Source organism: Pseudomonas sp. MAFF 730105, from assembly GCF_055380705.1.
The window spans coordinates 5,129,630-5,150,570 of sequence record NZ_AP018438.1; the positions used below are offsets into that span (position 1 = coordinate 5,129,630).

Genomic DNA, 20,941 nt, shown 5'->3' on the forward strand with positions numbered 1-20,941 from the left:
AGTGCGCTTCGCCGTTGCGGGACATGGGTGGCTGCGAGGTTTACGCTCAGCCGCTCACACTAAATCTACACCACTCGGTGTAGTTTCTAGATTGCATGAATCCTGGAGGCAAGTAAACTACCGAGTGTAACTCCCCCTTTTCAACCGACGAATGCCCATGACCGTACCGCAACGCCTTACCGAACGAAAACGCGAGGCCATTCTCCAGGCCGCGATTGCCGAGTTTCGCAGCAGCGGTTTCGAGATCACCAGTATGGACAGGATCGCGGCGACCGCCGGTGTGTCGAAGCGTACGGTGTACAACCACTTTCCCAGCAAGGAAGAGTTGTTCGCCGAAATCCTGAATCGTCTATGGAACAGCATCACCGCTGAGCAGGAGATGGCGTACAACCCGTTGGAGCCTTTGCGTGAGCAATTGCGCCGGTTACTGCAAGCCAAGCTGCGGCTGATGTCGGACGAGAACTTCCTCGATCTGGCACGAATCGCCATCGCTGCGACCATACATTCTCCCGAGCGGGCCCAGAACATGGTTTCGCGTATGGGGCAGCGTGAAGAAGGCCTCACCACCTGGATTCGCCAAGCCCAGATCGATGGACGACTGAAGCCCGTGGAGCCGATATTTGCTGCCCAGCAAATGCACGGGTTGATCAAGACGTTCGCATTCTGGCCACAGATCTCCATGGGGCAACCGAGCCTGAGCCTGGATGAACAAGTGCAGGTGATCGAATCGGCTCTCGATATGTTCCTGATTTGTTACCAGGCTTGAGCGCCCCGCCACGAACACGGTATGAGGATTACCGCCCCGGGGGCGTGTTGACAAATTTCTGGTGCATTTCTGTGGTCAGGCTGTCGATACGCTCGGTCAGTGCCTTGGTCATTTCCGTCAGGCGGGTGTTCTGCTCCAACAATTCGAGTAGTTGCGCCGTATTGTGCGCGGCCTGGGCTTGACGCTCAGTGTTGGCAATGGCCAGGGCTTCACGGTGTTGTGCATCGGCTTCCGCCTGGGCTTTGTCCCGAGCGGCCTGGCGGGTTTGCGCCAGCAGGATCAGCGGGGCGGCGTAGGCCGACTGCAGACTGAACGCCAGATTGAGCAATATGAACGGGTAAGCGTCGAAATGCACGACGCCCGACAGGTTCAAGCCTATCCAGATCAGCACGATCAGGGTTTGTGCGCCGAGGAACATCGGCGTGCCGAAAAAACGCGCGAACGCCTCCGCTCGCAACGCAAAACGATCATTGCCGAAGGTGGGTCCCAGATGCGCGTGAGGCCGATGAAAACGCAAGTGATCAACGGGAGCTGTGGGGGTGGGTTGGTAAGGGGTCGCCATGATGTTCTCCGCCTGGGACTGGTGCTAAAGGCACTATAACCGCTGGACGACCATCATCTAACCCAGCGCGCTCCGCTGTTGAAACATCAGCGCTGCCGCAAACTACGCCCCAACTCGTCGAACAGTGTCACCACCGAACGCAAGGCGCGGCAGTCTGGACGTGTCAGCAGCCAGAGCGCCGTGTCATATCCCTCCAGCGGTTCGCCGAAGGGGATCAGGCCCTGGTCTTCACCGATCAGAAAGTCCGGCAACGCGGCGACACCCAAACCGGCCCGCGCCAACTCGGCGACTGAGAGCATGCTGTTGCAGCGATAGGCTGGCATCACCGCGGGTAGATGTTGTCGGCGCCAGGCCACGGTGGGGTGATCGGGGAGGAAGTCGTCCGGCGCGATCCAGGTCAGGGACGCCAAGTCATCCAGATTCGCGCCGGGCAGGTAGGCCGGACTCCCGCAGACTCGGTAGACGACATCGCCCAGGTACCGACCCACCAAATGTTCCGGCGGCGTACGGGTCAGGCGCAAGGCGATGTCGGCATCGCGGCGACTCAGGTTGGCGAAGTCGTTCGAGGTACTCAATTCGAGGGTCAATGCTGGATAGGCCGGCATGAACCGCGCCAGCGCGGGCAGCAGCAACGCTTGCAGGACCGAATCGGTACAGGTCAGACGCACGGTGCCAGTGACCACCTCACCGCCCTGCTCCACACCGATACGTGCCGCCTCCAGAGCCTGTTCGGCGCGCTCGGCCTGTTCGGACAGCGTCTGGGCCAGGCTCGTGGGCAAATACCCGGCACGGCTTTTTTCGAACAAGGGTTGGCCCAGGGCCGCCTCAAGCCGGCGCACCGAGCGGAACACCGTAGACACATCCACGCTCAGCAACCGCGCCGCCCGAGCCAGCGAGCCGCCACGGACCAACGCCAGGATCAGGGAGAGATCGGGATAGTCCAGACGATAGTGCGTCGCTGCATTGATCACTTGGTTAAACGCCAATATTGAGTGCACGAACGCCAATCTATAGTGGCGGCCAGGAATCAACAAGCGGCGAGCCCTCCATGAAAATCCAGCGTCCTTTGCACATCGCCCTGATCGGCGACTACGATCCGCAGATAACGGCCCATCGGGCTATCCCCATTGCACTTGAGCTAGCCAGTAGGCAAACCGGCCATGACATTGGCCTTCAATGGTTGGCAACGGATCTGATCACCGACGCTACCTCTCTGGACGACTTCGACGGCATTTGGTGCGTACCCGGCAGCCCCTACCGAAACGAACATGGCGCCTTGCACGCCATTCGCTTTGCCCGCGAACAGCGCCGTCCGTTCCTCGGCACCTGCGGTGGGTTTCAGCACGCCGTGCTGGAATACGCGCGCCACGTGATGGGCTGGACCGATGCCGCTCACGGCGAAACCTCCCCCGAGGCAGAACGGGCGCTGCTGACGCCGCTGAGTTGTGCCTTGGTCGAAACCATCGACAGCCTTCAGCTGGATGCGCAGTCGTTGATGGCCGAAGCCTATGGCCGCCGGACAGTGTTCGAAGGTTACCGGTGCCGCTTTGGGGTCAACCCGGCGTTTGAGCGGGATCTGCTGAGCGACCGCCTGCATGCCGTCGCCCGGGACTCAGCCGGCGAGCTGCGGGCCGTGGAACTGCGGGATCATCCATTCTTTGTCGCAACCCTGTTCCAGCCCGAACGCGCAGCGCTGGAAGATCGCGTACCGCCGCTGGTCAAAGCCTTTGTCCAGGCATGTGCGAGGGAGATGCCATGAACGGTCAGTATTACGCCGTGATTTTCACCTCCCTGCGTACTGCGGGAGATCAGGGGTATGCCGAAGCGTCCGAGCGCATGGTGGCGCTGGCGAGAGAGCAGCCAGGATTTCTCGGCATCGAATCGGCCCGGGGCGAAGAAGGTCTGGGTATTACCGTGTCGTACTGGAGCAGCGAGGCGGCGATTCTGGCCTGGAAGCAATATCCCGAACACAGCGCAATCCGCGAGCGTGGCCGTTCTACCTGGTATGCCTATTGCCATACACGGGTGTGCAAGGTCGAACGGGACTACGCGTTCCAACGCCAGCCCTGACACCCACCACAAATCCCCTGTGGGAGCGAGCCTGCTCGCGATAGCGGTGGGCCTGCCTGCATCCATGCCGACGGTGCCGACGCCATCGCGAGCAGGCTCGCTCCCACACTTTTTTCAGCGTCGTGCACCCGAATCATGTCCCGCCACACATCCCCTGTGGGAGCGAGCCTGCTCGCGATAGCGGTGGGCCTGCCTGCATCCATGCCGACTGTGCCGACGCCATCGCGAGCAGGCTCGCTCCCACAGGATTTGCGGCAAGGAGTCAGCCCTCGACCAATTGCCGCATCGCCACGATTTCCGGCAGATCGCTGCGTGCCATGTATACCCGCAGAGGTTCGGTGAGGTTGATGCGGTCGTCGACGTTCTGGTCCAGCAGCAACTGGATTCGCTCGCGCTTGAGGGTCATGGTGCCGTCCGTGGCGGGCGTCCAGACGAATTCGCAGGTAGGAATGATGCCGTCGTCGGCCACGTCCATGCCGAAGGCGTCTTCGCTGAAGCGCACGATGTATTGGCCGGTCTTGCGGTTCAGACCGACAAAACCCTTGAGTTGGTCGGCGGCCTGGCAGATGAAGGTTGAAGTGGTGCGCATGGTAAACCTCATGGATGCGTCCCGCGGGACGTCTGATCGATGGTTTACACGCAGGGCAGGCAAATGTTGGTTCCGGTTTCCCTCTGCCGGGGAAACTGCTACGACCAAGGGTACTGCAAACCTGCCCGCAAAGGCGTGGGAAAAATCTGTTTCCCACGGTTTTATATCGGTTTGGCGATAGCGCTCAGAGCATTCAGTTGTTAAAAGATAGGTTTTGCACAACGACGAAAGGATCTCGAGCATGCCCGTCACCTTCACCCGTAGCGCGTTGATGCTGAGCCTGTTGCTCGGCTTCGGTCAGACACAGGCCGCCGAGGCGCCGAACCCCAAGGCCTTGGCCGCCCGCCAAGGTATCCCCCATCCGGCGGTGATCGCTCACCGTGGTGCTTCGTTCGATGCACCGGAATCCACCGCCGCGTCCTACAAGCTGGCCCGCGACCTCGGCGCCGATTACCTGGAGCTGGACCTTCAACGCAGCAAGGACGGTGTGCTGTTCGTCCTGCACGATGACAGCCTGCTGCGCACCACGGACGTCGCGACCAAGTTCCCCGAGCGCAAGGACAGCAGCGCCAACGCATTCACCATGGCCGAGCTCAAGACCCTCGATGCCGGCAGCTGGTTCAACACCGCCTACCCGGACCGCGCGCGCCCCGGGTTCGCGGGGCTGAAGATCCTGACCCTCGATGAAGTCATCGACATCGCCGAGAGTAATCCGCAACACAAACCGGGCCTGTACATCGAAACCAAGGAGCCGAAACTGTTCCCCGGCATCGAACGCGACCTCAAGGACAAATTGCAGGACCGCGGCTGGCTGAGTCCGGCCGGTTCCAAGTTGGCCAAAAGCGCTACCGGCGTAGGCCAAGGCAAGGGCAAAGTGGTCTTGCAGACCTTCGAGAAGAGCAGCCTGGAACTGCTGCACAAAGAAATGCCGAAGGTGCCAAAGGTCCTGCTGTTGTGGGTGGGCGAAGGCAACATCGAGCCCAAGTCCAAGGTGACATTTGCCGAGTCCGGAGAAACCGACAAGGCGGCCTACTACGCCAAGCAGCAACCCAAGGACCGCGCCGAGTTCGAGAAATGGGTCCAGTACGCCAAGGCCCAGGGCGCCATCGGCACCGGACCGTCCGCCGCGCTGACCCATGGCGGCAGCCAGAGCTATGCAGACCTGGTGCAGCCATGGATGAACCAGTACACCCACGACCAGGGTTTGCTGGTGCATGTCTACACTGTGGATGAGCCGGTGGACTTCAAGAAAGTGATGGATGCCGGCGTGGATGGCATTTTCACCAACCGGGCCAGTGAATTGCTCAAGTACTTCAAGCGTCCCGAAACTGGCAGTGTGACGCAGTTGCTGGAAAAGAACGGTTATTGATCAACTGTGGGAGCAATGCTTGCTCGCGACGAAGGATAATGCGGCTGTACTGAAGCCACACTGCCCGCATCGCGAGCAAGCTTTGCTCCCACAGGCGTTCACTGTTCTTGTCCCAACGAACCTTGCTTCAGCAGTCCCGGGCAAAGGTTTTTTCGAATTAAGGGTGAATTAAGTTGCCACAGTTAATCTGGTCCCACTTAAACGACACACCCAAGGAAAGACCTTATGAAAACTTTGACTGCCCTGTTTACCGCCGCCGCCCTGACCCTGACTGCCGGCCTTGCCCAAGCCGACGTGCGGATCGACCAGATTCCCCAGTTGGTCAAGGAAGGCAAAATCAAATCCCTTGAGTCGATGAATGCAGAAGCCCTGAAGTTGCACCCGGGCGCGACCATCACCGATACCGACCTGGACAATCACTTCAACGGTTATGAGTATGAAGTTGAACTGAAGACCGCTGACGGCAAAGAGTTCGATGTCGACTTCGACGCCACCACCGGTAAAGTCCTGAGCAACAAGCAGGATACTTGATTCATCGGCCAAAAAAGAGCCGCGCAACTTTCTCGTTGCGCGGCTCTTTTTTTTACCTGGAAGAAATCCGCTGGCCACCCACAACTGTCACAAAACCATCAAGAAAGCTTGCGATGATGCCACTCAAGTGAACCTGTAGCCGCGACAGGCACTTCCCGCCAGCGAGACTGCATGAACCACAGCATTGACCAAAGCCACCGCGACCCGGACCTGTTCGGCCTGCTCTACGGATTTCGCTTCCGTCCTGGCGAGCGTGGACAGGAGCTCGATTCAGCCCAGGCCTTGCGACGCCTGCAACAGCCGCAAGATGAAGATGAATTTCTCTGGCTCCACTTGAATCTGGCCCATGCCGCCTGCGAGCGCTGGATGAAAAGTCAGCTGGCCTTGCCACAGGAGTTTTTCGAAGCACTGCACGAAGGCTCGCGTTCGACCCGCATCGAGCATGTGGACTCGGCATTGCTGGCGGTGGTGAACGACGTCGTGTTCAACCTGAGCAACATGGTGTCTTCGGACGTCTCCACCTTATGGGTCTGCGTCCACAGTCGATTGATTGTCAGCGCACGGCTGCAACCCCTGCACTCGGTCGACAAGCTGCGCTCATCGGTCAAGGCCGGCGAGTGCTTTCGCTCCCCATTGGAATTGCTCGTCCATCTGCTGCGCGACCAAGGGGAAGTGCTGACCCAGATCGTGCGCAAGACCAGCCTCAGCGTCGACCAGATCGAGGATCAGTTGCTCTCTTCGCGACTGTCTACCAATCGCGCCGAGCTCGGCGCCCAACGTCGGGTGCTGGTGCGCCTGCAACGCCTGTTGGCGCTGGAGCCGGGCTCATTACTGCGTCTGCTCAACCGCCCGCCGCAATGGCTGCAAAAAGAGGACGTCAAGGAGTTGCGCAAGTCCACCGAGGAATTCGCCCTGATCATCAACGACCTGACCGCGCTGGGCGAACGGATCAAGCTGTTGCAGGAAGAAATCGCCGCCAACCTCAACGAACAGACCAACCGCACCTTGTTCACCCTGACGGTGGTCACGGTACTGGCCTTGCCCATCAACATCATTGCCGGTTTCTTTGGCATGAACGTCGGCGGCGTACCATTGGCCACTGATCCCGAGGGTTTCTGGATCCTCGTGGCCCTGGTGGCGACCTTCACCCTGATCGCCGGCCGCTGGGCATTTCGCAAGCGACGCGATTATTGAGCCTGTGGCGAGGGAGCAAGCGCCCTCGCCACGATGCATCAGGCACTCAGCCGCGCCGTCACTTCATTCAACTGTCCCGACAGGCTGTGCAAGTTCCCGCTGGCCGCTTCGGTGCGTTGCACGTTGTCCTGATTGGTGCTGGCGATACAGGTGATTTCAGTCAGATTGCGCGAAATGTCTTCAGCCACCGACGTCTGTTCTTCCGCCGCCGTCGCGATCTGGCGGTTCATGTCCCGGATCGCCTCGACTGCCTGGGTGATGCGTTCGAGCATCGCGCCGGCCTGGGTCACCTGCTCCACGCTCTCTTCGCTGCGCGACTGTCCGCTCTCGATGGCCTGAGCCGCGTCCACTGCACCGGTTTGCACCGTCTGGATGATCTGGTTGATCTCGATGATGGACGAGGCCGTGCGCTGGGCCAGGCTGCGCACTTCATCGGCAACCACTGCGAAACCGCGTCCGGCCTCACCGGCACGAGCCGCTTCAATGGCAGCGTTGAGGGCCAACAGGTTGGTCTGCTCGGCGATTCCGCGGATGACTTCCAGCACCTTGCCGATGCGTCCGCTGTCGGCTTCCAGACGGCGAATCACCGTGGCCGTGTTAGCGATTTCCCCCCGCATCCGGGTGATGGTGTGGATGGTTCCCTGCATGACCTTCTCACCCTGTTGTGCCGACTGGTCGGCATCGTCGGCCGCCCGCGCCGCATCGGCGGCATGGCGAGCGACTTCCTGGGCCGTGGCGGACATTTCGTTCATCGCCGTCGCCACTTGATCGGTCCGTTCGAACTGCTCGTGGGTGCCCTGGCTCATCAGGCTGGCGATGGCATTGAGTTCACCGCTGGCGCTGTCCAGTTCCGTGGCACTGCGTTGCAGGCGAGTGAAAGTCTCGGCCAGAAAGTCACGCAGGGTATTGGCCGCGAGGGCCAGGTCACCCAACTCGTCCCGGCGGTTGCTCACCACCCGATCGGCGAAACGCCCGCGACTCAGCTGGGTAACGTATTCGATCAGGCTGCGGATCGGCTGCACCAGATTGCGGTTGACCAGCCAAAGGCTGAGCAACCCAATCAACAGGCCAGAAACCAGCATGACCGCGATGCCCAACAGAATCGTACGATCGGCACCGGCACTGATCAGCACCGATTGCTCGTTGCCCAACTTGTGCAACTCCACCACCAGCTCGCTCATCTGGTCGCTGGCCGCGCGGTCCACACCCTTGACCGCCGCATCGCCCACCGAGGCATCGCCGCCTGCCGCCACGAATGCATCACGTCCTTTCTGGTAGGCCGCCCCCAGTTGAAGATGTTCGTTGCGCAGTTGCTCGATACGCGTCCTGATGTTCGCGGGGACACCCTCTTCACGCGCGATCAATGTACCCAGGATGCCCTGGACTTCACGCTGGCGCTCCTCGAACTGCTTCCAGTATTTCTCCAGATCCGCCGGTTGCTTGCCGCGAAGCAGGACGTTTTTCCACTCCTGGACCTGCACCTTGAATTGCAGGTTGGCTTCGTCGATCAACTGCGAGGCATGCAAAGGCCCATCGATCAGGCGCCGATAGTCCTGCAGGCCATTGGAAAGGAAATGAAAGGAGGCCAGGGCGATCAGCAGCATCGCCAACAGGCTGCCACCTAGCAAAGCCAGGATCTGGGCTCTCAGGGATTTTTGCAGGAACATGGAAGTAAATCTCCGGGAATGATAAAGCCGGGCCCACGGCCCAGTACGTCTAGACCGTCCATGTCTCAAGCAACCGGCGTCACGGCATGCATGCGGGAATACTGTCTTTCGCATCGGCCTGCTGGCCCCGTTCTTGAGCCTTCGCGAGCGCCGTTTATCCGATTATCGACAGCTTTCGCAGGGCCATCGATGAGCTTGCCTTGACCTGTCCAGACAATCCCATTTGTCGGTGCAACGGGATTTAAAAGTCTTTTTGTCATCTCTCCTGCGGTATCCTGCCCGGGCTTTACAAAAGCGAGGATCTACCAGATCTACCAACAGACTTTGCGAGGAGCGCGATATGCACGAGATTCCTAATCTCCCCTTCCCAAGCCTGCACGACACTGAGCAGACGACCACGCTACAGGCCGGAGGGCAACCAGACGCCCGGCAGCCCGAGCCCAAAGAAGCCACTGAACGCCGCCAGGCCGACAGCGAAGACTGATCCACCCGCACCACCAGACCGTGTGGAAAGCGCAGGCTCTGGACGAAAAGCCTTGATACTCGTTCATGCTGCGTTGAAAACAGCCTCGGAATGCTCATGTACTCCAGTACACTGCGCTTCCTCGGCTGTTTTCGCCTTGCCTGACCTTCGTCTCAAGACTTTTCGTACAGAGCCTAAGATGCGCTTTCCACACTGCCTGAATCCCGAGCCCCGACCATGACCGATGACACCTCCAACTTCAGCGAAGCCCAGGCCAGTGTGCTGATCGGCACCACTGAAAAAATGGTCGAGATCTGGATGCGCCTTTCACCCGAGAAACAAGCCGCGCTGCTCGCCCGTTTCGGCACCGAGGAAAATGCCCTCGCCGCGCTGGTCACCACACACCTGGTCGCTGGGCAAAACGACGGCTGACCGGCAAATAGTTTTACTTTCCCACGCCTCATCCCCGCGCGCGCCGTTATCATAAGCAGCCTATCTATCCTGCTGCTCCGTGGACCTTTTCCCATGTCAGATTCCCAGCGCCCCCTGGCGGTCACGCTGCAAGTCGTTTCCATCGTCCTCTTCACCTTCATCGGCTACCTGAATATCGGCATCCCCCTGGCCGTGCTGCCCGGGTTCGTCCACAGCGAATTGGGTTTTGGCGCGGTGATCGCCGGGCTGGTGATCAGCGTCCAGTACCTGGCCACCCTCCTCAGCCGCCCTTACGCAGGCAAGATCATCGACAACCTGGGCAGCAAGCGCGCCGTCATCTTCGGCCTCGCCGGATGTGGGTTGAGCGGCGTGTTCATGCTGGCGTCCGCCTGGACCCATGAGCTGCCGACCCTGAGCCTGATCAGCCTGTTGATCGGTCGCCTGGTGCTGGGCAGCGCTGAAAGCCTGGTGGGTTCGGGTTCGATTGGCTGGGGCATTGGCCGGGTCGGCGCAGCGAATACGGCCAAGGTGATTTCCTGGAACGGCATTGCCAGTTACGGCGCGCTGGCGATTGGCGCGCCGCTGGGGGTATGGCTGGTCAAGTCCCTGGGACTATGGAGCATGGGCGTCAGCATCATCCTGCTGGCCGTGCTGGGGGTCGCGCTGGCCTGGCCAAAAACCGCCGCCCCCATCGTTGTCGGCGAACGCCTGCCATTCATGCATGTGCTGGGGCGCGTCCTGCCCCATGGCTGCGGCCTGGCTCTGGGCTCTATCGGTTTCGGCACCATCGCCACCTTCATTACCCTGTACTACGCGACCCGGCATTGGGACAACGCGGTGCTGTGCCTGAGCCTGTTCGGTGCCTGCTTCATCGGCGCGCGCTTGCTGTTCGGCAATCTGATCAATCGCCTGGGGGGCTTTCGGGTCGCGATTGCCTGCCTGTCGGTGGAAACCCTTGGCTTGTTGCTCTTATGGCTGGCACCGGATGCGCAGTGGGCATTGGCGGGCGCAGCGTTGAGCGGCTTCGGTTTTTCGCTGGTATTCCCGGCACTGGGTGTCGAGGCCGTCAACCTGGTGCCGGCTTCCAGCCGTGGGGCGGCGGTGGGCGCCTATTCGCTGTTCATTGATTTGTCGCTGGGGATCACCGGACCGTTGGCCGGTGCGATTGCGGCAGGGTTTGGCTTTGCCTCGATCTTCCTGTTCGCGGCCTTGGCAGCGATCGGCGGCTTGGGGTTGAGCATCTACCTGTACCGGCAGGCGCCGAGGTATCGCGAGGAAAGGAGCAGAAGCTAGTGGCCTGTACGGTTAATTCGAGTACGCGAATTAGCCACACAGGCCACTAGAAGTCTACTTTGCCCCGCCCGGCCTTGATCGAGCCACGCTTGCTCTTGGATTCCAGGCGACGCGTCTTCGACCCCAGGGTCGGTTTGGTCGGGCGGCGCTTCTTCTCAACCTTGGTGGCACTGAGGATCAGTTCGACCAGGCGCTCCAATGCATCGGCCCGGTTCTGTTCCTGTGTCCGATACTGCTGGGCCTTGATGATCAACACGCCGTCGCTGGTGATGCGGCTGTCACGCAGGGCCAGCAACCGCTCCTTATAGAACTCGGGCAATGACGAAGCCGGGATGTCGAAGCGCAGGTGCACGGCGCTGGACACCTTGTTGACATTCTGCCCCCCGGCACCCTGGGCGCGGATGGCCGTCAGCTCGATCTCGGCATCGGGGATGTGCACGTTGTTGGAAATCGCCAGCATGAAAAGTGTCCGGTATCAGGCCCCACAGAATACTCCGAATCCCAGGGACAACGCTCAATCCCTGTGGGAGCGAGCCTGCTCGCGATTGCGGTGTGCCAGCCACCATTGACGCTTATGACCCGACGCCATCGCGAGCAGGCTCGCTCCCACAGAGGGTGAATCAGAAAAAACAAACCCGGCACTCGGCCGGGTTTGGGGTATTTCAAGGATGCTTACTTGGCAGCCGCCACGGCCAACTCATGCTGGGCACTACGCTTGTTCTTGATCACGTAGCACACCCACATGAACACCAGCCACACCGGAATCGCGTAAACCGAAACCTGGATGCCGGGAATCATCAACATCACGCCCAGGATGAACACCACGAACGCCAGGCAGATGTAGTTGCCATAGGGGTACCACAACGCCTTGAACAGCGGCACCTGGCGCGTCTGGTTCATGTGCTGGCGGAACTTGAAATGCGAGTAGCTGATCATCGCCCAGTTGATCACCAGGGTCGCGACCACCAGCGACATCAACAGCTCCAGCGCATGTTGCGGGATCAGGTAGTTCAGCAAGACCGCCACCAGCGTCACCGCCGCCGAAGCGAGGATCGAACGCACCGGCACGCCACGCTTGTCGATCCGGGCCAGGGCCTTGGGCGCATCGCCCTGCTCGGCCATGCCCAGCAGCATGCGGCTGTTGCAGTAGGTACCGCTGTTGTACACCGACAGCGCGGCGGTCAGCACCACGAAGTTGAGGATGTGCGCCGCCGTGTTGCTACCCAGCATCGAGAACACCTGCACGAACGGACTGCCGCTGTAGGCATCGCCGGAGGCATTGAGGGTGGCCAGCAGGCTGTCCCAAGGAGTCAGGGACAACAGCACCACCAAGGCACCGATGTAGAAAATCAGGATCCGGTAGATCACCTGGTTGATGGCCTTGGGGATCACGGTTTTCGGCTTGTCGGCCTCGGCGGCGGTGAAGCCGAGCATTTCCAGACCACCAAAGGAGAACATGATGATCGCCATCGCCATCACCAGGCCGCTCACGCCATTGGGGAAGAACCCGCCATGGGACCACAGGTTGGTCAACGACGCTTGCGGGCCGCCGTGACCACTGACCAGCAGGAAGCTACCCAAGGCAATCATGCCGACAATCGCCACGACCTTGATGATCGCGAACCAGAACTCGGCTTCACCGAAGACTTTGACGTTGGCCAGGTTGATGGCGTTGATCAGGATGAAAAACGCCGCCGCCGAAGCCCAGCTCGGAATGTCCGGCGCCCAGTAATGGATGTACTTGCCCACCGCCGTCAGCTCGGACATGCCCACCAGGATATACAGAATCCAGCAATTCCAACCCGACAGGAACCCGGCGAAACCGCCCCAGTACTTGTGGGCAAAATGGCTGAAAGAACCGGCCACCGGCTCTTCGACGATCATTTCGCCCAACTGGCGCATGATCATGAAGGCGATGAAACCGCAGATGGCGTAGCCCAGGATCATCGACGGGCCGGCTGATTTCAGCACCCCTGCCGAGCCCAGGAAAAGGCCGGTACCGATCGCGCCGCCGAGGGCGATCAATTGAATATGTCGATTTTTCAGGCCGCGTTTCAGCTCGCCTGTATTTACACCGGTCATGCGTCACCTGTTTGTTTTTATCTGTGACGAAATCGAACCCGACACGCTTGTGACGTGGCGGAATGAGCAAGGCGGATAACCTTGAAGGTGCGTGGGTACGCGAAGGGTCACAGTAAAACGCGGCGCATTGTACACCGCCGACCCTTGGCTGCCAGACACCCTGACAAGGTATGAGGCGCATCTGACCCTCCTCATCGATTGGAAACAAGCCGGCCAACACCCTCTGACACAACGCGTGGAAGGCCGGCTGGAAGGTTTTTCTTACATTCACATGAAGGAGAATTTCTAACCGGGCGCCCGCCTCCTTTTCGTCAGCTTTTCTTTACGATGCGTAACGAATTTTTTCCATGTAGGAATTTTCTGTAAGCCGTCTGCAAATTGACGGTAGGAAGCTTCCTATTCAATAAACCTTGCAGGTGGCTGTTTTAAATAGGTAAAAAAATCCGCTAAAAATAGAACAAAAAGTTCATATCAAAAAAATAAAATTATTTTTTGCATTCCAAAAACCCGTCGACTAGGTTTTAGCGACTTGCCCAGGCATCGTGCCGGCAAGCCTCTGCGGTGCTATCTACGGTCAGCTTTCACTCACCGGATTGCCCGCAACTTTCCGTAAAAGTCATCTAGGAGATTCACTATGCAAGCACTGGACAAAGACTTGGAAACCGAACTGCAACTGGACGAATGGTTTGAAGCGCCAACCCATGAAGCCGCCGTAGAAATGATGCAAGCCGATGCCGTCGTTCCATTCGGCACGGCGATGTGGCCTCTGTAAGCGCAACCCGGCGGAGTTGATCCGGCCGGTCGGCTCCGCCACTTTTAGCAGGTTGTCCGGGACGCTAATCGATCAGGGAAGAAAACAAGTATGGACACACAACGAGCCATCTCTCATTTCCTTTACTACCTCGAACACCACCCTGCCCTGGCCGGTATCCAGCCCGCCAAGGTACTGCTCGGCCATACCGCCGACTACGAAGCACTGACCGGCGCCATCGCCGAACAGGCAGGCAGCGGCTCGCCCTTCCGGTTCAGCGCCATGCGCCTGGACCTTGAACCCACCGAGCGCTTGTCCAAGGCCATCGCCGACAGCGATCTGTATATTTTCTTCTACGACTCTTCCACCCTGCCTAATCCACGGCCTGACGGCCCGGACTTTGTCCGCGCCCTGCAAGGCGTGATGGCGGACAACTGGAAGAAATCGCTGCTGTTCAAGGACTACGGCGATTATTTCTACGATACCTTCAGCGTCATCCCGCAACGTATCGCCGGGCTCAACAGCCATCTCATCCAGCGCATGTCCCAAGCCAGCACATTGAGCTTCCAGGACCAGCACGGCTCGTACTTCGACACGTCCCTGGACAGCGTCAAGAAATGGACCGACATCAACGGCCTCGGCAACTACGACCTGGCCCCCGGCGAAATCGCGACCCACAGCGACACCATCAATGGTCGGGTGAGTTTCGTCGGCACATTCCTGAGCACCATCCCGTTCGCCCGCAAATATGGCGTGCTGCAGTCGCCGCTGGAACTGTGGATCGAAGACTCCACCATCCAGAAAATCGCCACCGAAGTGCCGGGCCTGGAACATGACTTCAACCGATACCTGGACGCCAACCCATCCAACCGGCGCATCGAGGAGTTGGGGATTGGCACCAACGAAGGGGTCAAGAGCCTGTATGCGCGAAACGCCGGGTTCGAGGAGCGCCATTGCGGCCTGCACCTGGGACTGGGTGGCGGCGCCAAGGGCAGTCATCACCTGGATCTGATTTTCGAGAGCGGTGTGCTGGCGCTGGATAATGAGCCGATGTTTGATGGGCGGTTTGTGCTTTAGTCCGCTGGGGATTGTGGTTGGTGATGCCGGCCTCTTCGCGAGCAGGCTCGCTCCCACAACTGAATGGAAAACTTGTGCTCGTCACCATTCCCCTGTGGGAGCGAGCCTGCTCGCGATGGCGGTCTCAGCTACACCCCATCACTAAAGCCAGACCAAAAAAAACGCCAACCCTAGGGTTGGCGTTTTTTCTTGCCGCTTGCCGCTAGAAACTCAAAGCGGCCTCATTCCGGCTTACGACGACCAAACCCCGGACGCTGCCCCGAGCCCGCCGGTGCACCACGACGCTTGCCCGACGGCGCATCGCGATCCACCAAGGTAATGGCCGGGCGTTTCTTCGAGGTCGGCTTGGCCGGACGCTTGACGTCGGCCGGACGTTCAGCCACCGGCGTACCGCGACCGTCGCCACGCTCAGTCCGGCCGTTGGCCGGGCGTGGCGTGCGTGGGCCGCGTTCGCCATCCTGACGTGGGCCCGGCTTGCGGGCCGGACGTTCGCCTTCGATCTGCGGCTGGCGGGGAGCTCGTGGACCAGGCGCCGCGCCCTCAGCCGCTGGACGCAAAGTCCGCACGCGCTCGGTCTTGCCCATCGGACGCGAGGATTTACGCTGCATCCGCTCCAGCTTGTCCTTGCTCTTGGCGGTCATCTGCGGCATTGCCACAGGCGCAAGGCCCACCTCGGCCGACAGGATGTCGACTTCCTGCTGGCTCATTTCGCGCCAGCGGCCCATCGGCAGGTCGGAGTTGAGGAACACCGGGCCGAAACGCACGCGCTTCAGACGGCTGACCACCAACCCCTGGGATTCCCACAGACGACGCACTTCACGGTTACGGCCTTCCATCACCACGCAGTGGTACCAGTGGTTGAAACCTTCACCACCCGGCGCCTGCTTGATGTCGGTGAAACGCGCCGGGCCGTCTTCCAGTACGACGCCGGCCTTCAGGCGCTCGATCATCTCGTCGTCGACTTCACCGCGTACACGCACGGCGTACTCACGGTCCATCTCGTAGGACGGGTGCATCAGGCGGTTGGCCAGTTCACCGTCGGTGGTGAACATCAGCAGACCGGTGGTGTTGATGTCCAGGCGACCGATGTTGATCCAGCGACCTTCTTTCGGACGCGGCATCTTGTCGAACACGGTCGGACGGCCTTCCGGGTCGTCACGGGTGCAGATCTCGCCATCGGGCTTGTTGTACATGATCACGCGGCGCACCGTTTCGGCGGCCTCTTCGCGCTTGATCACCTTGCCATCGATGGTGATGGCGTCGTGCATGTCGACGCGCAGGCCCAAGGTGGCATCTTTGCCGTTGACCTTGATCCGGCCCTGAGTGATCCAGGCTTCCACGTCACGGCGCGAGCCGACGCCGATACGGGCGAGGACTTTCTGCAGTTTCTCGCCTGCGGGGCCGATTTCGTGGCTGTCGTTCTGGTCTTGGTCTTTCATGCTGGGCACCTCCCGGTGTGGTCTTGAAAAGGGTCGTTTGGCGAAGGGTTCGCCAAAGGGTCGCGAATCATACGCCCGTTGAGGGGTTTGCGCATCAGAGACTAGTTGATCGATGGGTGCTCAGTGGTTTTTCCGCCGATCGGTGGTCTACCGTCCCTGCATTCTCCTGTGGGAGCGAGCCTGCTCGCGCTGGCGGCTGCATGTCCAACGTTGATGCAAGCTTAACGACCGCAATCGCGAGCAGGCTCGCTCCCACATGGGGGGCGATGTCAGCTGGATCAATCCTCAAACTGGCGACGTTCGTTTTCGATCGCTTCAGCCAGCGCCCGGGCTTCGGCTTCTTCGTCGCTCAACTCAGGCTCGGGTACGTGCGGCTCAAGGGCAGCAACAGCAGCCAACAGTTTTTCCCGGGCTTCGGCAACCCCGAGAATGTCCTCTTCGGGTTCAGCCTCGGCCGCGGGTTCAACTGCATGATCAGGCGCCTCGCCTTCAGGTTCCGGACCGTCACGCAGCAAGTCGTCGAAATCGGTCTTGAGCCCCTCCTCCATGGTGTCCAGTTCCAGCAGCAACGAATGAAAGCTGGTTTCTTCCTTGGGCTCCTCCGGTTCGGCACTGGCGTCGGCCAGGTCTTGCAACCCCTGGGGCACCGGGGCGTCGTCGAACTCGAGCATCGGCTCGGGCTCCAACTCCCGCAGTTCGGCCAGCGGCGGCAGGTCATCGAGGTTTTTCAAGTTGAAATGATCGAGGAAAGCCTTGGTGGTGGCGAACATCGCCGGTTTACCCGGCACGTCGCGGTAGCCGACGACTCGGATCCACTCGCGCTCCAGCAACGTCTTGACGATGTGGCTGTTCACCGCCACGCCCCGCACGTCCTCGATCTCGCCACGGGTGATCGGTTGGCGGTAGGCAATCAAGGCCATGGTTTCGAGCATGGCGCGGGAGTAACGCTGGGGCCGCTCTTCCCACAGACGCCCGACCCAGGGCGCGAATTTCTCGCGGATCTGCAGGCGATAACCGGAAGCCACTTCCTTGAGTTCGAAAGCCCGCCCCTCGCAGGACTTACCCAATAGGGTCAGGGCTTTCTTGAACACGGCCGGCTCCGGCCGCTCGCCTTCTTCGAAAAGCTCGAACAGACGCTCCATCGATTGCGGCTTTCCCGAGGCCAACAGGAAAGCTTCAAGCAAGGGGGCCAGCTCGCGGGGTTCAGTCAGATTCATTGATTTGCTCGTTATTCGGCTCGTGCCCGCACGTGAATCGCTGCGAACGGCTCATTCTGCACCAGCTCGACCAAGGATTCCTTGACCAGCTCCAGGATCGCCATAAACGTGACGACCACCCCCAACCGCCCTTCCTCGGCGGTGAACAGCTCGACGAACGGTACAAAACCGCCGCCCTTGAGCCGTTCCAGCACATCGCTCATGCGCTCGCGGGTGGACAGCGCTTCGCGGCTGACCTGATGGCTTTCGAACATGTCGCCCCGGCGCAGGACTTCAGCCATGGACATCAGCAACTCTTCCAGGCTCACGTCCGGCAGCAACTTGCGTGCCCGAGCCTCGGGAGCATCGAGCTTGGGCACCACCACGTCGCGCCCGACCCGGCTCAAGCCATCGATGCCTTCGGCAGCACCCTTGAAGCGCTCGTACTCCTGCAAGCGACGGATCAGTTCGGCGCGGGGATCGTCCTCTTCCGCCTCGACCTCGGCCGAACGCGGCAACAGCATCCGTGACTTGATCTCGGCCAGCATGGCCGCCATCACCAGGTATTCGGCCGCCAGCTCAAGGCGCACCGACTGCATCAGCTCGACATAGCCCATGTACTGACGGGTGATTTCCGCCACGGGGATGTCGAGGATATTGATGTTCTGCTTGCGGATCAGGTACAGCAGCAGGTCGAGCGGGCCCTCGAAAGCTTCGAGGAACACTTCCAGGGCGTCCGGCGGAATGTACAGGTCCAGGGGCATTTCGGTGACCGCCTGGCCATAGACCATGGCGAACGGCAGCTCCTGCTGGGCGCCGGCCTGACTGTCCACACTGTCCACCACGGTTTCCACGGCGGACATTCAGGCCTCGACCAGGAACGGCGCCGGATCGCCGCAACCGACGCGCACCACCTGCGGTTCGCCGTCGGCCAGGTTGATCACGGTGGAGGCCTTCATACCGCCGTAACCACCATCGATGATCAGGTCGACTTGATGTTCGAGCAACTGACGCATTTCGTAGGGATCGGTCAGGGGATCGGTTTCACCGGGCATGATCAGCGTCACGCTCATCAGTGGCTCACCCAGTTCCGCCAACAGCGCCAGGGCAATCGGATGGCTCGGCACCCGCAGGCCGATGGTGCGTTTCTTCGGGTGCAGCAACAGTCGCGGCACTTCGCGGGTGGCGTTGAGAATAAAGGTGTAGGGGCCCGGCAAATGGGCCTTGAGCAGCCGGAAGGTGCCGGTGTCGATCTTGGCGAACAGGCCCAGTTGCGACAGGTCACTGCAGATCAGCGCGAAGTTGTGCTTGTCGTCCAACTGGCGCAGGCGCCTGACCCGCTCCACGGCATTCTTGTCGCCGATCTGGCAGCCGATGGCGTAGGAGGAGTCGGTGGGATAGACCACCACACCACCACCTCGAATGATTTCCACCGCCTGTTTGATCAGGCGCGCTTGCGGGTTTTCCGGATGAATCTGGAAAAATTGACTCACGTGTTCTACCTGTTCAGACGGCGTCGGTAACAAGATCATGTTTGAATCTACACCAAAGCGGTGGCAGATCTTCGGGCAACGGGCGGTACTCGCCGATCTCGGACCAGCCTCCAGGGCCATGGAAATCACTGCCGGCCGTAACCAGCAGGCCAAACTCCCGGGCCAGAATCGCCAGGCTGCCGACCTGCTCGGCCGGCTGATGGCCATTGACCACCTCAATGGCGTGGCCCCCTGCTTGAATATAGTCGGCTATCAGGCGGCGACGTTTGCTGCGGGTGAAATCATAGTGCCACGGATGCGCCAGGCTGACCCAGGCCCCGGCGGCCCGCAGGGTTTCAACCGTCTGCTCCAGCGTAGGCCAATGCTGCTTGACGTCCCCCAGCTTGCCGGCCCCCAGCCATTTGCGAAACGCTTCAGCACGGTCCTTGACGAAACCTTCGCGCACCATCCAGTCGGCGAAGTGCGGCCGGGCCGGCGCATTGCCGCTGTCTCCCAGCTCCTGCTGGATCTGCCGGGCGCCCTCCAGCGCACCGGGCATGCCCTTGAGGGCCAGCTTGCGGCTGATTTCCTCGGCACGCAGCCAGCGACCGTCGCGCAATTCGGCGATGGCCTGGACCAGCGGCGGCGCATCGACATCGAAACCGTAGCCCAGCACATGGATGGTTGCCCCACCCCAAGTGCAGGACAACTCGACCCCATTGACCAGTTGCACGCCCAACGCCGTCGCCGCGCAGCGGGCCTCGTCGAGGCCTTCGAGGGTGTCGTGATCGGTCAGGGCCAGGACTCGCACGCCGTGCTCGAACGCCCGCGCCACCACAATTGCAGGCGCCAGGGCGCCATCGGAGGCCGTGCTATGGCAGTGCAAATCAACATTCACGGGGGTTTGTTACCTCAAATCAGCTGGCCCTATCGCGGCCTGGGATGTTTGTTATTATGCCGTCACATCCTGCTTCTGGCTGCCATTGTGAAACAATTCATCGACTTCATCCCGCTTCTGCTGTTTTTCATCACCTATAAACTTGACCCTCGCACCGTCGACATTGCCGGTCAGACCCTCACAGTAGGTGGTATCTACAGCGCCACCGCGGTGCTCATCATCAGTTCCCTGGTGGTCTACGGCGCGTTGTTCATCTCCCAGCGCAAGCTGGAAAAAAGCCAGTGGCTGACCCTGATTGCCTGCCTTGTGTTCGGCAGCCTGACCCTGGCCTTCCACAGCGACACCTTCCTCAAATGGAAAGCGCCGGTGGTCAACTGGCTGTTCGCCCTGGCCTTTATCGGCAGTCATTTCATCGGCGACAGCCTGCTGATCAAGCGCATCATGGGTCATGCCGTCAGTCTGCCGGACGTGATCTGGACCCGCCTGAACATCGCCTGGATCGCTTTTTTCCTGTTCTGCGGCGGCGCCAACCTGTTCGTCGCGTTCACGTTCCAGGACTACTGGGTCGACTTCAAGGTCTTCGGCAGCCTGGGCATGACGCTGCTGTTCCTGATCGGCCAGGGCATCTACCTGTCCCGTCATCTGCACGATGCCGACACCCCCACGCAAAAAACCGAGGACTGACATGCTCTACGCAATCATTGCCACCGACGTCGCCAACTCCCTGGAAAAACGCCTGGCCGCCCGCCCCGAACACCTGGCGCGCCTGCAGCAGCTCAAGGCCGAAGGCCGTATCGTGCTGGCCGGCCCGCACCCTGCGGTGGACAGCAATGACCCTGGCGCCGCAGGGTTCAGCGGCAGCCTGATCGTCGCCGAGTTCGACTCCCTGGGCGCCGCACAAGCCTGGGCCGAGGCCGATCCGTTCGTGACCGCCGGCGTCTACGCCAATGTCGTGGTCAAGCCGTTCAAGCAAGTCCTGCCGTAACCCGCGGAGCAATGAGCCTTCATGGCTCATTGCTCTCAACTGCTCATTGTTCCCGTTTGCCTGCCGACAACCTGTCTAATCTGTCTAGTCTCGATTGGAATTCAG

Annotated in this window: 24 protein-coding genes and 1 pseudogene; 13 read left to right on the forward strand and 12 right to left on the reverse strand. The window is 60.5% G+C overall.

Translation table 11 applies throughout. The features are described from left to right. Positions 1 to 157 precede the first annotated feature (157 nt). A complete protein-coding gene (locus tag PCOSP_RS22375) occupies positions 158 to 766 on the forward strand; it encodes a TetR/AcrR family transcriptional regulator (RefSeq protein ID WP_139647822.1) in 609 nt (202 codons plus the stop codon). A gap of 28 nt (positions 767 to 794) precedes the next feature. Here the strand turns inward: PCOSP_RS22375 and PCOSP_RS22380 are convergent, their stop codons facing one another. Then, complete coding sequence (locus tag PCOSP_RS22380) at positions 795 to 1,328, reverse strand: DUF1003 domain-containing protein (RefSeq protein WP_139647821.1); 534 nt, start codon at positions 1,326 to 1,328, stop codon at positions 795 to 797. Between the two features lie 86 nt (positions 1,329 to 1,414). Next, positions 1,415 to 2,362 carry a LysR family transcriptional regulator gene (locus PCOSP_RS22385; protein ID WP_464709539.1) on the reverse strand — a complete coding sequence of 316 codons (948 nt, stop codon included), beginning with the start codon at positions 2,360 to 2,362 and terminating at the stop codon, positions 1,415 to 1,417. Between the two features lie 14 nt (positions 2,363 to 2,376). Here PCOSP_RS22385 and PCOSP_RS22390 point away from each other — a divergent pair, with 14 nt between their 5' ends. After that, complete coding sequence (locus tag PCOSP_RS22390) at positions 2,377 to 3,087, forward strand: CTP synthase C-terminal region-related (seleno)protein (RefSeq protein ID WP_139647819.1); 711 nt, start codon at positions 2,377 to 2,379, stop codon at positions 3,085 to 3,087. Continuing rightward, positions 3,084 to 3,398 (forward strand): antibiotic biosynthesis monooxygenase family protein, encoded by a 315-nt coding sequence (locus PCOSP_RS22395; protein ID WP_464709540.1) that lies wholly within the window; start codon positions 3,084 to 3,086, stop codon positions 3,396 to 3,398. The genes PCOSP_RS22390 and PCOSP_RS22395 overlap by 4 nt, the downstream gene beginning before the upstream one ends. A 262-nt stretch (positions 3,399 to 3,660) precedes the next feature. Here the strand turns inward: PCOSP_RS22395 and PCOSP_RS22400 are convergent, their stop codons facing one another. After that, positions 3,661 to 3,987, reverse strand: a complete 327-nt coding sequence (locus PCOSP_RS22400) for a DUF2025 family protein (RefSeq protein WP_175384713.1) — start codon at positions 3,985 to 3,987, stop codon at positions 3,661 to 3,663. A gap of 241 nt (positions 3,988 to 4,228) precedes the next feature. Between PCOSP_RS22400 and PCOSP_RS22405 the strand changes: the two genes are divergently transcribed. The 3 genes from PCOSP_RS22405 (at position 4,229) to PCOSP_RS22415 (ending at position 7,081) form a co-directional block, all read left to right on the forward strand. Continuing rightward, on the forward strand, positions 4,229 to 5,356 hold the full coding sequence (locus tag PCOSP_RS22405; RefSeq protein WP_139647815.1) for a glycerophosphodiester phosphodiesterase: 1,128 nt from the start codon (positions 4,229 to 4,231) through the stop codon (positions 5,354 to 5,356). 225 nt (positions 5,357 to 5,581) lie between these two features. Then, positions 5,582 to 5,887, forward strand: coding sequence for a PepSY domain-containing protein (locus PCOSP_RS22410; RefSeq protein WP_053148111.1), 306 nt, complete (start codon positions 5,582 to 5,584; stop codon positions 5,885 to 5,887). A 171-nt stretch (positions 5,888 to 6,058) separates the two neighbouring features. Next, positions 6,059 to 7,081, forward strand: coding sequence for a transporter (locus PCOSP_RS22415; RefSeq protein WP_139647814.1), 1,023 nt, complete (start codon positions 6,059 to 6,061; stop codon positions 7,079 to 7,081). 38 nt (positions 7,082 to 7,119) lie between these two features. Here PCOSP_RS22415 and PCOSP_RS22420 read toward each other — a convergent pair whose 3' ends face one another. Both PCOSP_RS22420 and PCOSP_RS22425 read right to left on the reverse strand, forming a co-directional pair. Continuing rightward, the gene (locus PCOSP_RS22420; protein WP_434007043.1) at positions 7,120 to 7,887 is read right to left on the reverse strand and encodes a methyl-accepting chemotaxis protein; all 768 of its coding nucleotides are present in this window, start codon (positions 7,885 to 7,887) and stop codon (positions 7,120 to 7,122) included. A 117-nt stretch (positions 7,888 to 8,004) separates the two neighbouring features. Next, a pseudogene (locus tag PCOSP_RS22425) lies at positions 8,005 to 8,862 on the reverse strand (hypothetical protein); the annotation flags it as partial. Positions 8,863 to 9,088: 226 nt separating this feature from the next. Between PCOSP_RS22425 and PCOSP_RS22430 the strand changes: the two are divergent. From PCOSP_RS22430 to PCOSP_RS22440, 3 genes are all read left to right on the forward strand, one after another. Next, a complete protein-coding gene (locus PCOSP_RS22430) occupies positions 9,089 to 9,232 on the forward strand; it encodes a hypothetical protein (RefSeq protein WP_162843596.1) in 144 nt (47 codons plus the stop codon). A 216-nt stretch (positions 9,233 to 9,448) separates the two neighbouring features. After that, positions 9,449 to 9,643, forward strand: a complete 195-nt coding sequence (locus tag PCOSP_RS22435; RefSeq protein WP_175384711.1) for a hypothetical protein — start codon at positions 9,449 to 9,451, stop codon at positions 9,641 to 9,643. Between the two features lie 93 nt (positions 9,644 to 9,736). After that, complete coding sequence (locus tag PCOSP_RS22440) at positions 9,737 to 10,936, forward strand: MFS transporter (RefSeq protein WP_464709542.1); 1,200 nt, start codon at positions 9,737 to 9,739, stop codon at positions 10,934 to 10,936. A gap of 46 nt (positions 10,937 to 10,982) precedes the next feature. On the opposite strand, the gene arfB is transcribed toward PCOSP_RS22440, so the two are convergent. Together arfB and PCOSP_RS22450 are read right to left on the reverse strand one after the other, a co-directional pair. Then, positions 10,983 to 11,396 (reverse strand): alternative ribosome rescue aminoacyl-tRNA hydrolase ArfB, encoded by a 414-nt coding sequence (gene arfB / locus PCOSP_RS22445; protein WP_024779552.1) that lies wholly within the window; start codon positions 11,394 to 11,396, stop codon positions 10,983 to 10,985. 212 nt (positions 11,397 to 11,608) lie between these two features. Continuing rightward, complete coding sequence (locus tag PCOSP_RS22450) at positions 11,609 to 13,018, reverse strand: amino acid permease (protein WP_464709544.1); 1,410 nt, start codon at positions 13,016 to 13,018, stop codon at positions 11,609 to 11,611. Positions 13,019 to 13,652: 634 nt separating this feature from the next. Between PCOSP_RS22450 and PCOSP_RS22455 the strand changes: the two genes are divergently transcribed. Then, the gene (locus PCOSP_RS22455; protein ID WP_003178782.1) at positions 13,653 to 13,790 is read left to right on the forward strand and encodes a hypothetical protein; all 138 of its coding nucleotides are present in this window, start codon (positions 13,653 to 13,655) and stop codon (positions 13,788 to 13,790) included. 90 nt (positions 13,791 to 13,880) lie between these two features. Then, complete coding sequence (locus tag PCOSP_RS22460) at positions 13,881 to 14,846, forward strand: M29 family metallopeptidase (RefSeq protein WP_175363315.1); 966 nt, start codon at positions 13,881 to 13,883, stop codon at positions 14,844 to 14,846. Positions 14,847 to 15,067: 221 nt separating this feature from the next. On the opposite strand, the gene rluB is transcribed toward PCOSP_RS22460, so the two are convergent. From rluB to PCOSP_RS22485, 5 genes are all read right to left on the reverse strand, one after another. Beyond that, on the reverse strand, positions 15,068 to 16,285 hold the full coding sequence (gene rluB, locus PCOSP_RS22465) for a 23S rRNA pseudouridine(2605) synthase RluB (RefSeq protein WP_139647804.1): 1,218 nt from the start codon (positions 16,283 to 16,285) through the stop codon (positions 15,068 to 15,070). 278 nt (positions 16,286 to 16,563) lie between these two features. Beyond that, on the reverse strand, positions 16,564 to 17,502 hold the full coding sequence (scpB, locus tag PCOSP_RS22470; RefSeq protein WP_139647800.1) for an SMC-Scp complex subunit ScpB: 939 nt from the start codon (positions 17,500 to 17,502) through the stop codon (positions 16,564 to 16,566). Positions 17,503 to 17,513: 11 nt separating this feature from the next. Beyond that, positions 17,514 to 18,212 carry a segregation and condensation protein A gene (locus PCOSP_RS22475; protein ID WP_173668659.1) on the reverse strand — a complete coding sequence of 233 codons (699 nt, stop codon included), beginning with the start codon at positions 18,210 to 18,212 and terminating at the stop codon, positions 17,514 to 17,516. 132 nt (positions 18,213 to 18,344) lie between these two features. After that, positions 18,345 to 18,974, reverse strand: a complete 630-nt coding sequence (locus tag PCOSP_RS22480; protein ID WP_024779546.1) for an L-threonylcarbamoyladenylate synthase — start codon at positions 18,972 to 18,974, stop codon at positions 18,345 to 18,347. A gap of 13 nt (positions 18,975 to 18,987) precedes the next feature. Then, on the reverse strand, positions 18,988 to 19,851 hold the full coding sequence (locus tag PCOSP_RS22485) for a PHP domain-containing protein (protein ID WP_139647798.1): 864 nt from the start codon (positions 19,849 to 19,851) through the stop codon (positions 18,988 to 18,990). A gap of 87 nt (positions 19,852 to 19,938) precedes the next feature. Between PCOSP_RS22485 and PCOSP_RS22490 the strand changes: the two genes are divergently transcribed. Continuing rightward, the gene (locus tag PCOSP_RS22490) at positions 19,939 to 20,535 is read left to right on the forward strand and encodes a septation protein A (RefSeq protein ID WP_139647796.1); all 597 of its coding nucleotides are present in this window, start codon (positions 19,939 to 19,941) and stop codon (positions 20,533 to 20,535) included. Position 20,536: 1 nt separating this feature from the next. Further along, a complete protein-coding gene (locus tag PCOSP_RS22495) occupies positions 20,537 to 20,836 on the forward strand; it encodes a YciI family protein (RefSeq protein ID WP_139647795.1) in 300 nt (99 codons plus the stop codon). Positions 20,837 to 20,941 lie beyond the last annotated feature (105 nt).

Bases quoted from the DNA above. Each gene is read 5' to 3' on its own strand.
- PCOSP_RS22375 (WP_139647822.1), top strand. From the start codon at position 158: ATGACCGTACCGCAACGCCTTACCGAACGAAAACGCGAGGCCATTCTC.
- PCOSP_RS22380 (WP_139647821.1), bottom strand. From the start codon at position 1,328: ATGGCGACCCCTTACCAACCCACCCCCACAGCTCCCGTTGATCACTTG.
- PCOSP_RS22390 (WP_139647819.1), top strand. From the start codon at position 2,377: ATGAAAATCCAGCGTCCTTTGCACATCGCCCTGATCGGCGACTACGAT.
- PCOSP_RS22395 (WP_464709540.1), top strand. From the start codon at position 3,084: ATGAACGGTCAGTATTACGCCGTGATTTTCACCTCCCTGCGTACTGCG.
- PCOSP_RS22400 (WP_175384713.1), bottom strand. From the start codon at position 3,987: ATGCGCACCACTTCAACCTTCATCTGCCAGGCCGCCGACCAACTCAAG.
- PCOSP_RS22405 (WP_139647815.1), top strand. From the start codon at position 4,229: ATGCCCGTCACCTTCACCCGTAGCGCGTTGATGCTGAGCCTGTTGCTC.
- PCOSP_RS22410 (WP_053148111.1), top strand. From the start codon at position 5,582: ATGAAAACTTTGACTGCCCTGTTTACCGCCGCCGCCCTGACCCTGACT.
- PCOSP_RS22415 (WP_139647814.1), top strand. From the start codon at position 6,059: ATGAACCACAGCATTGACCAAAGCCACCGCGACCCGGACCTGTTCGGC.
- PCOSP_RS22420 (WP_434007043.1), bottom strand. From the start codon at position 7,887: ATGAGCCAGGGCACCCACGAGCAGTTCGAACGGACCGATCAAGTGGCG.
- PCOSP_RS22430 (WP_162843596.1), top strand. From the start codon at position 9,089: ATGCACGAGATTCCTAATCTCCCCTTCCCAAGCCTGCACGACACTGAG.
- PCOSP_RS22435 (WP_175384711.1), top strand. From the start codon at position 9,449: ATGACCGATGACACCTCCAACTTCAGCGAAGCCCAGGCCAGTGTGCTG.
- PCOSP_RS22440 (WP_464709542.1), top strand. From the start codon at position 9,737: ATGTCAGATTCCCAGCGCCCCCTGGCGGTCACGCTGCAAGTCGTTTCC.
- arfB (WP_024779552.1), bottom strand. From the start codon at position 11,396: ATGCTGGCGATTTCCAACAACGTGCACATCCCCGATGCCGAGATCGAG.
- PCOSP_RS22450 (WP_464709544.1), bottom strand. From the start codon at position 13,018: ATGACCGGTGTAAATACAGGCGAGCTGAAACGCGGCCTGAAAAATCGA.
- PCOSP_RS22455 (WP_003178782.1), top strand. From the start codon at position 13,653: ATGCAAGCACTGGACAAAGACTTGGAAACCGAACTGCAACTGGACGAA.
- PCOSP_RS22460 (WP_175363315.1), top strand. From the start codon at position 13,881: ATGGACACACAACGAGCCATCTCTCATTTCCTTTACTACCTCGAACAC.
- rluB (WP_139647804.1), bottom strand. From the start codon at position 16,285: ATGAAAGACCAAGACCAGAACGACAGCCACGAAATCGGCCCCGCAGGC.
- scpB (WP_139647800.1), bottom strand. From the start codon at position 17,502: ATGAATCTGACTGAACCCCGCGAGCTGGCCCCCTTGCTTGAAGCTTTC.
- PCOSP_RS22495 (WP_139647795.1), top strand. From the start codon at position 20,537: ATGCTCTACGCAATCATTGCCACCGACGTCGCCAACTCCCTGGAAAAA.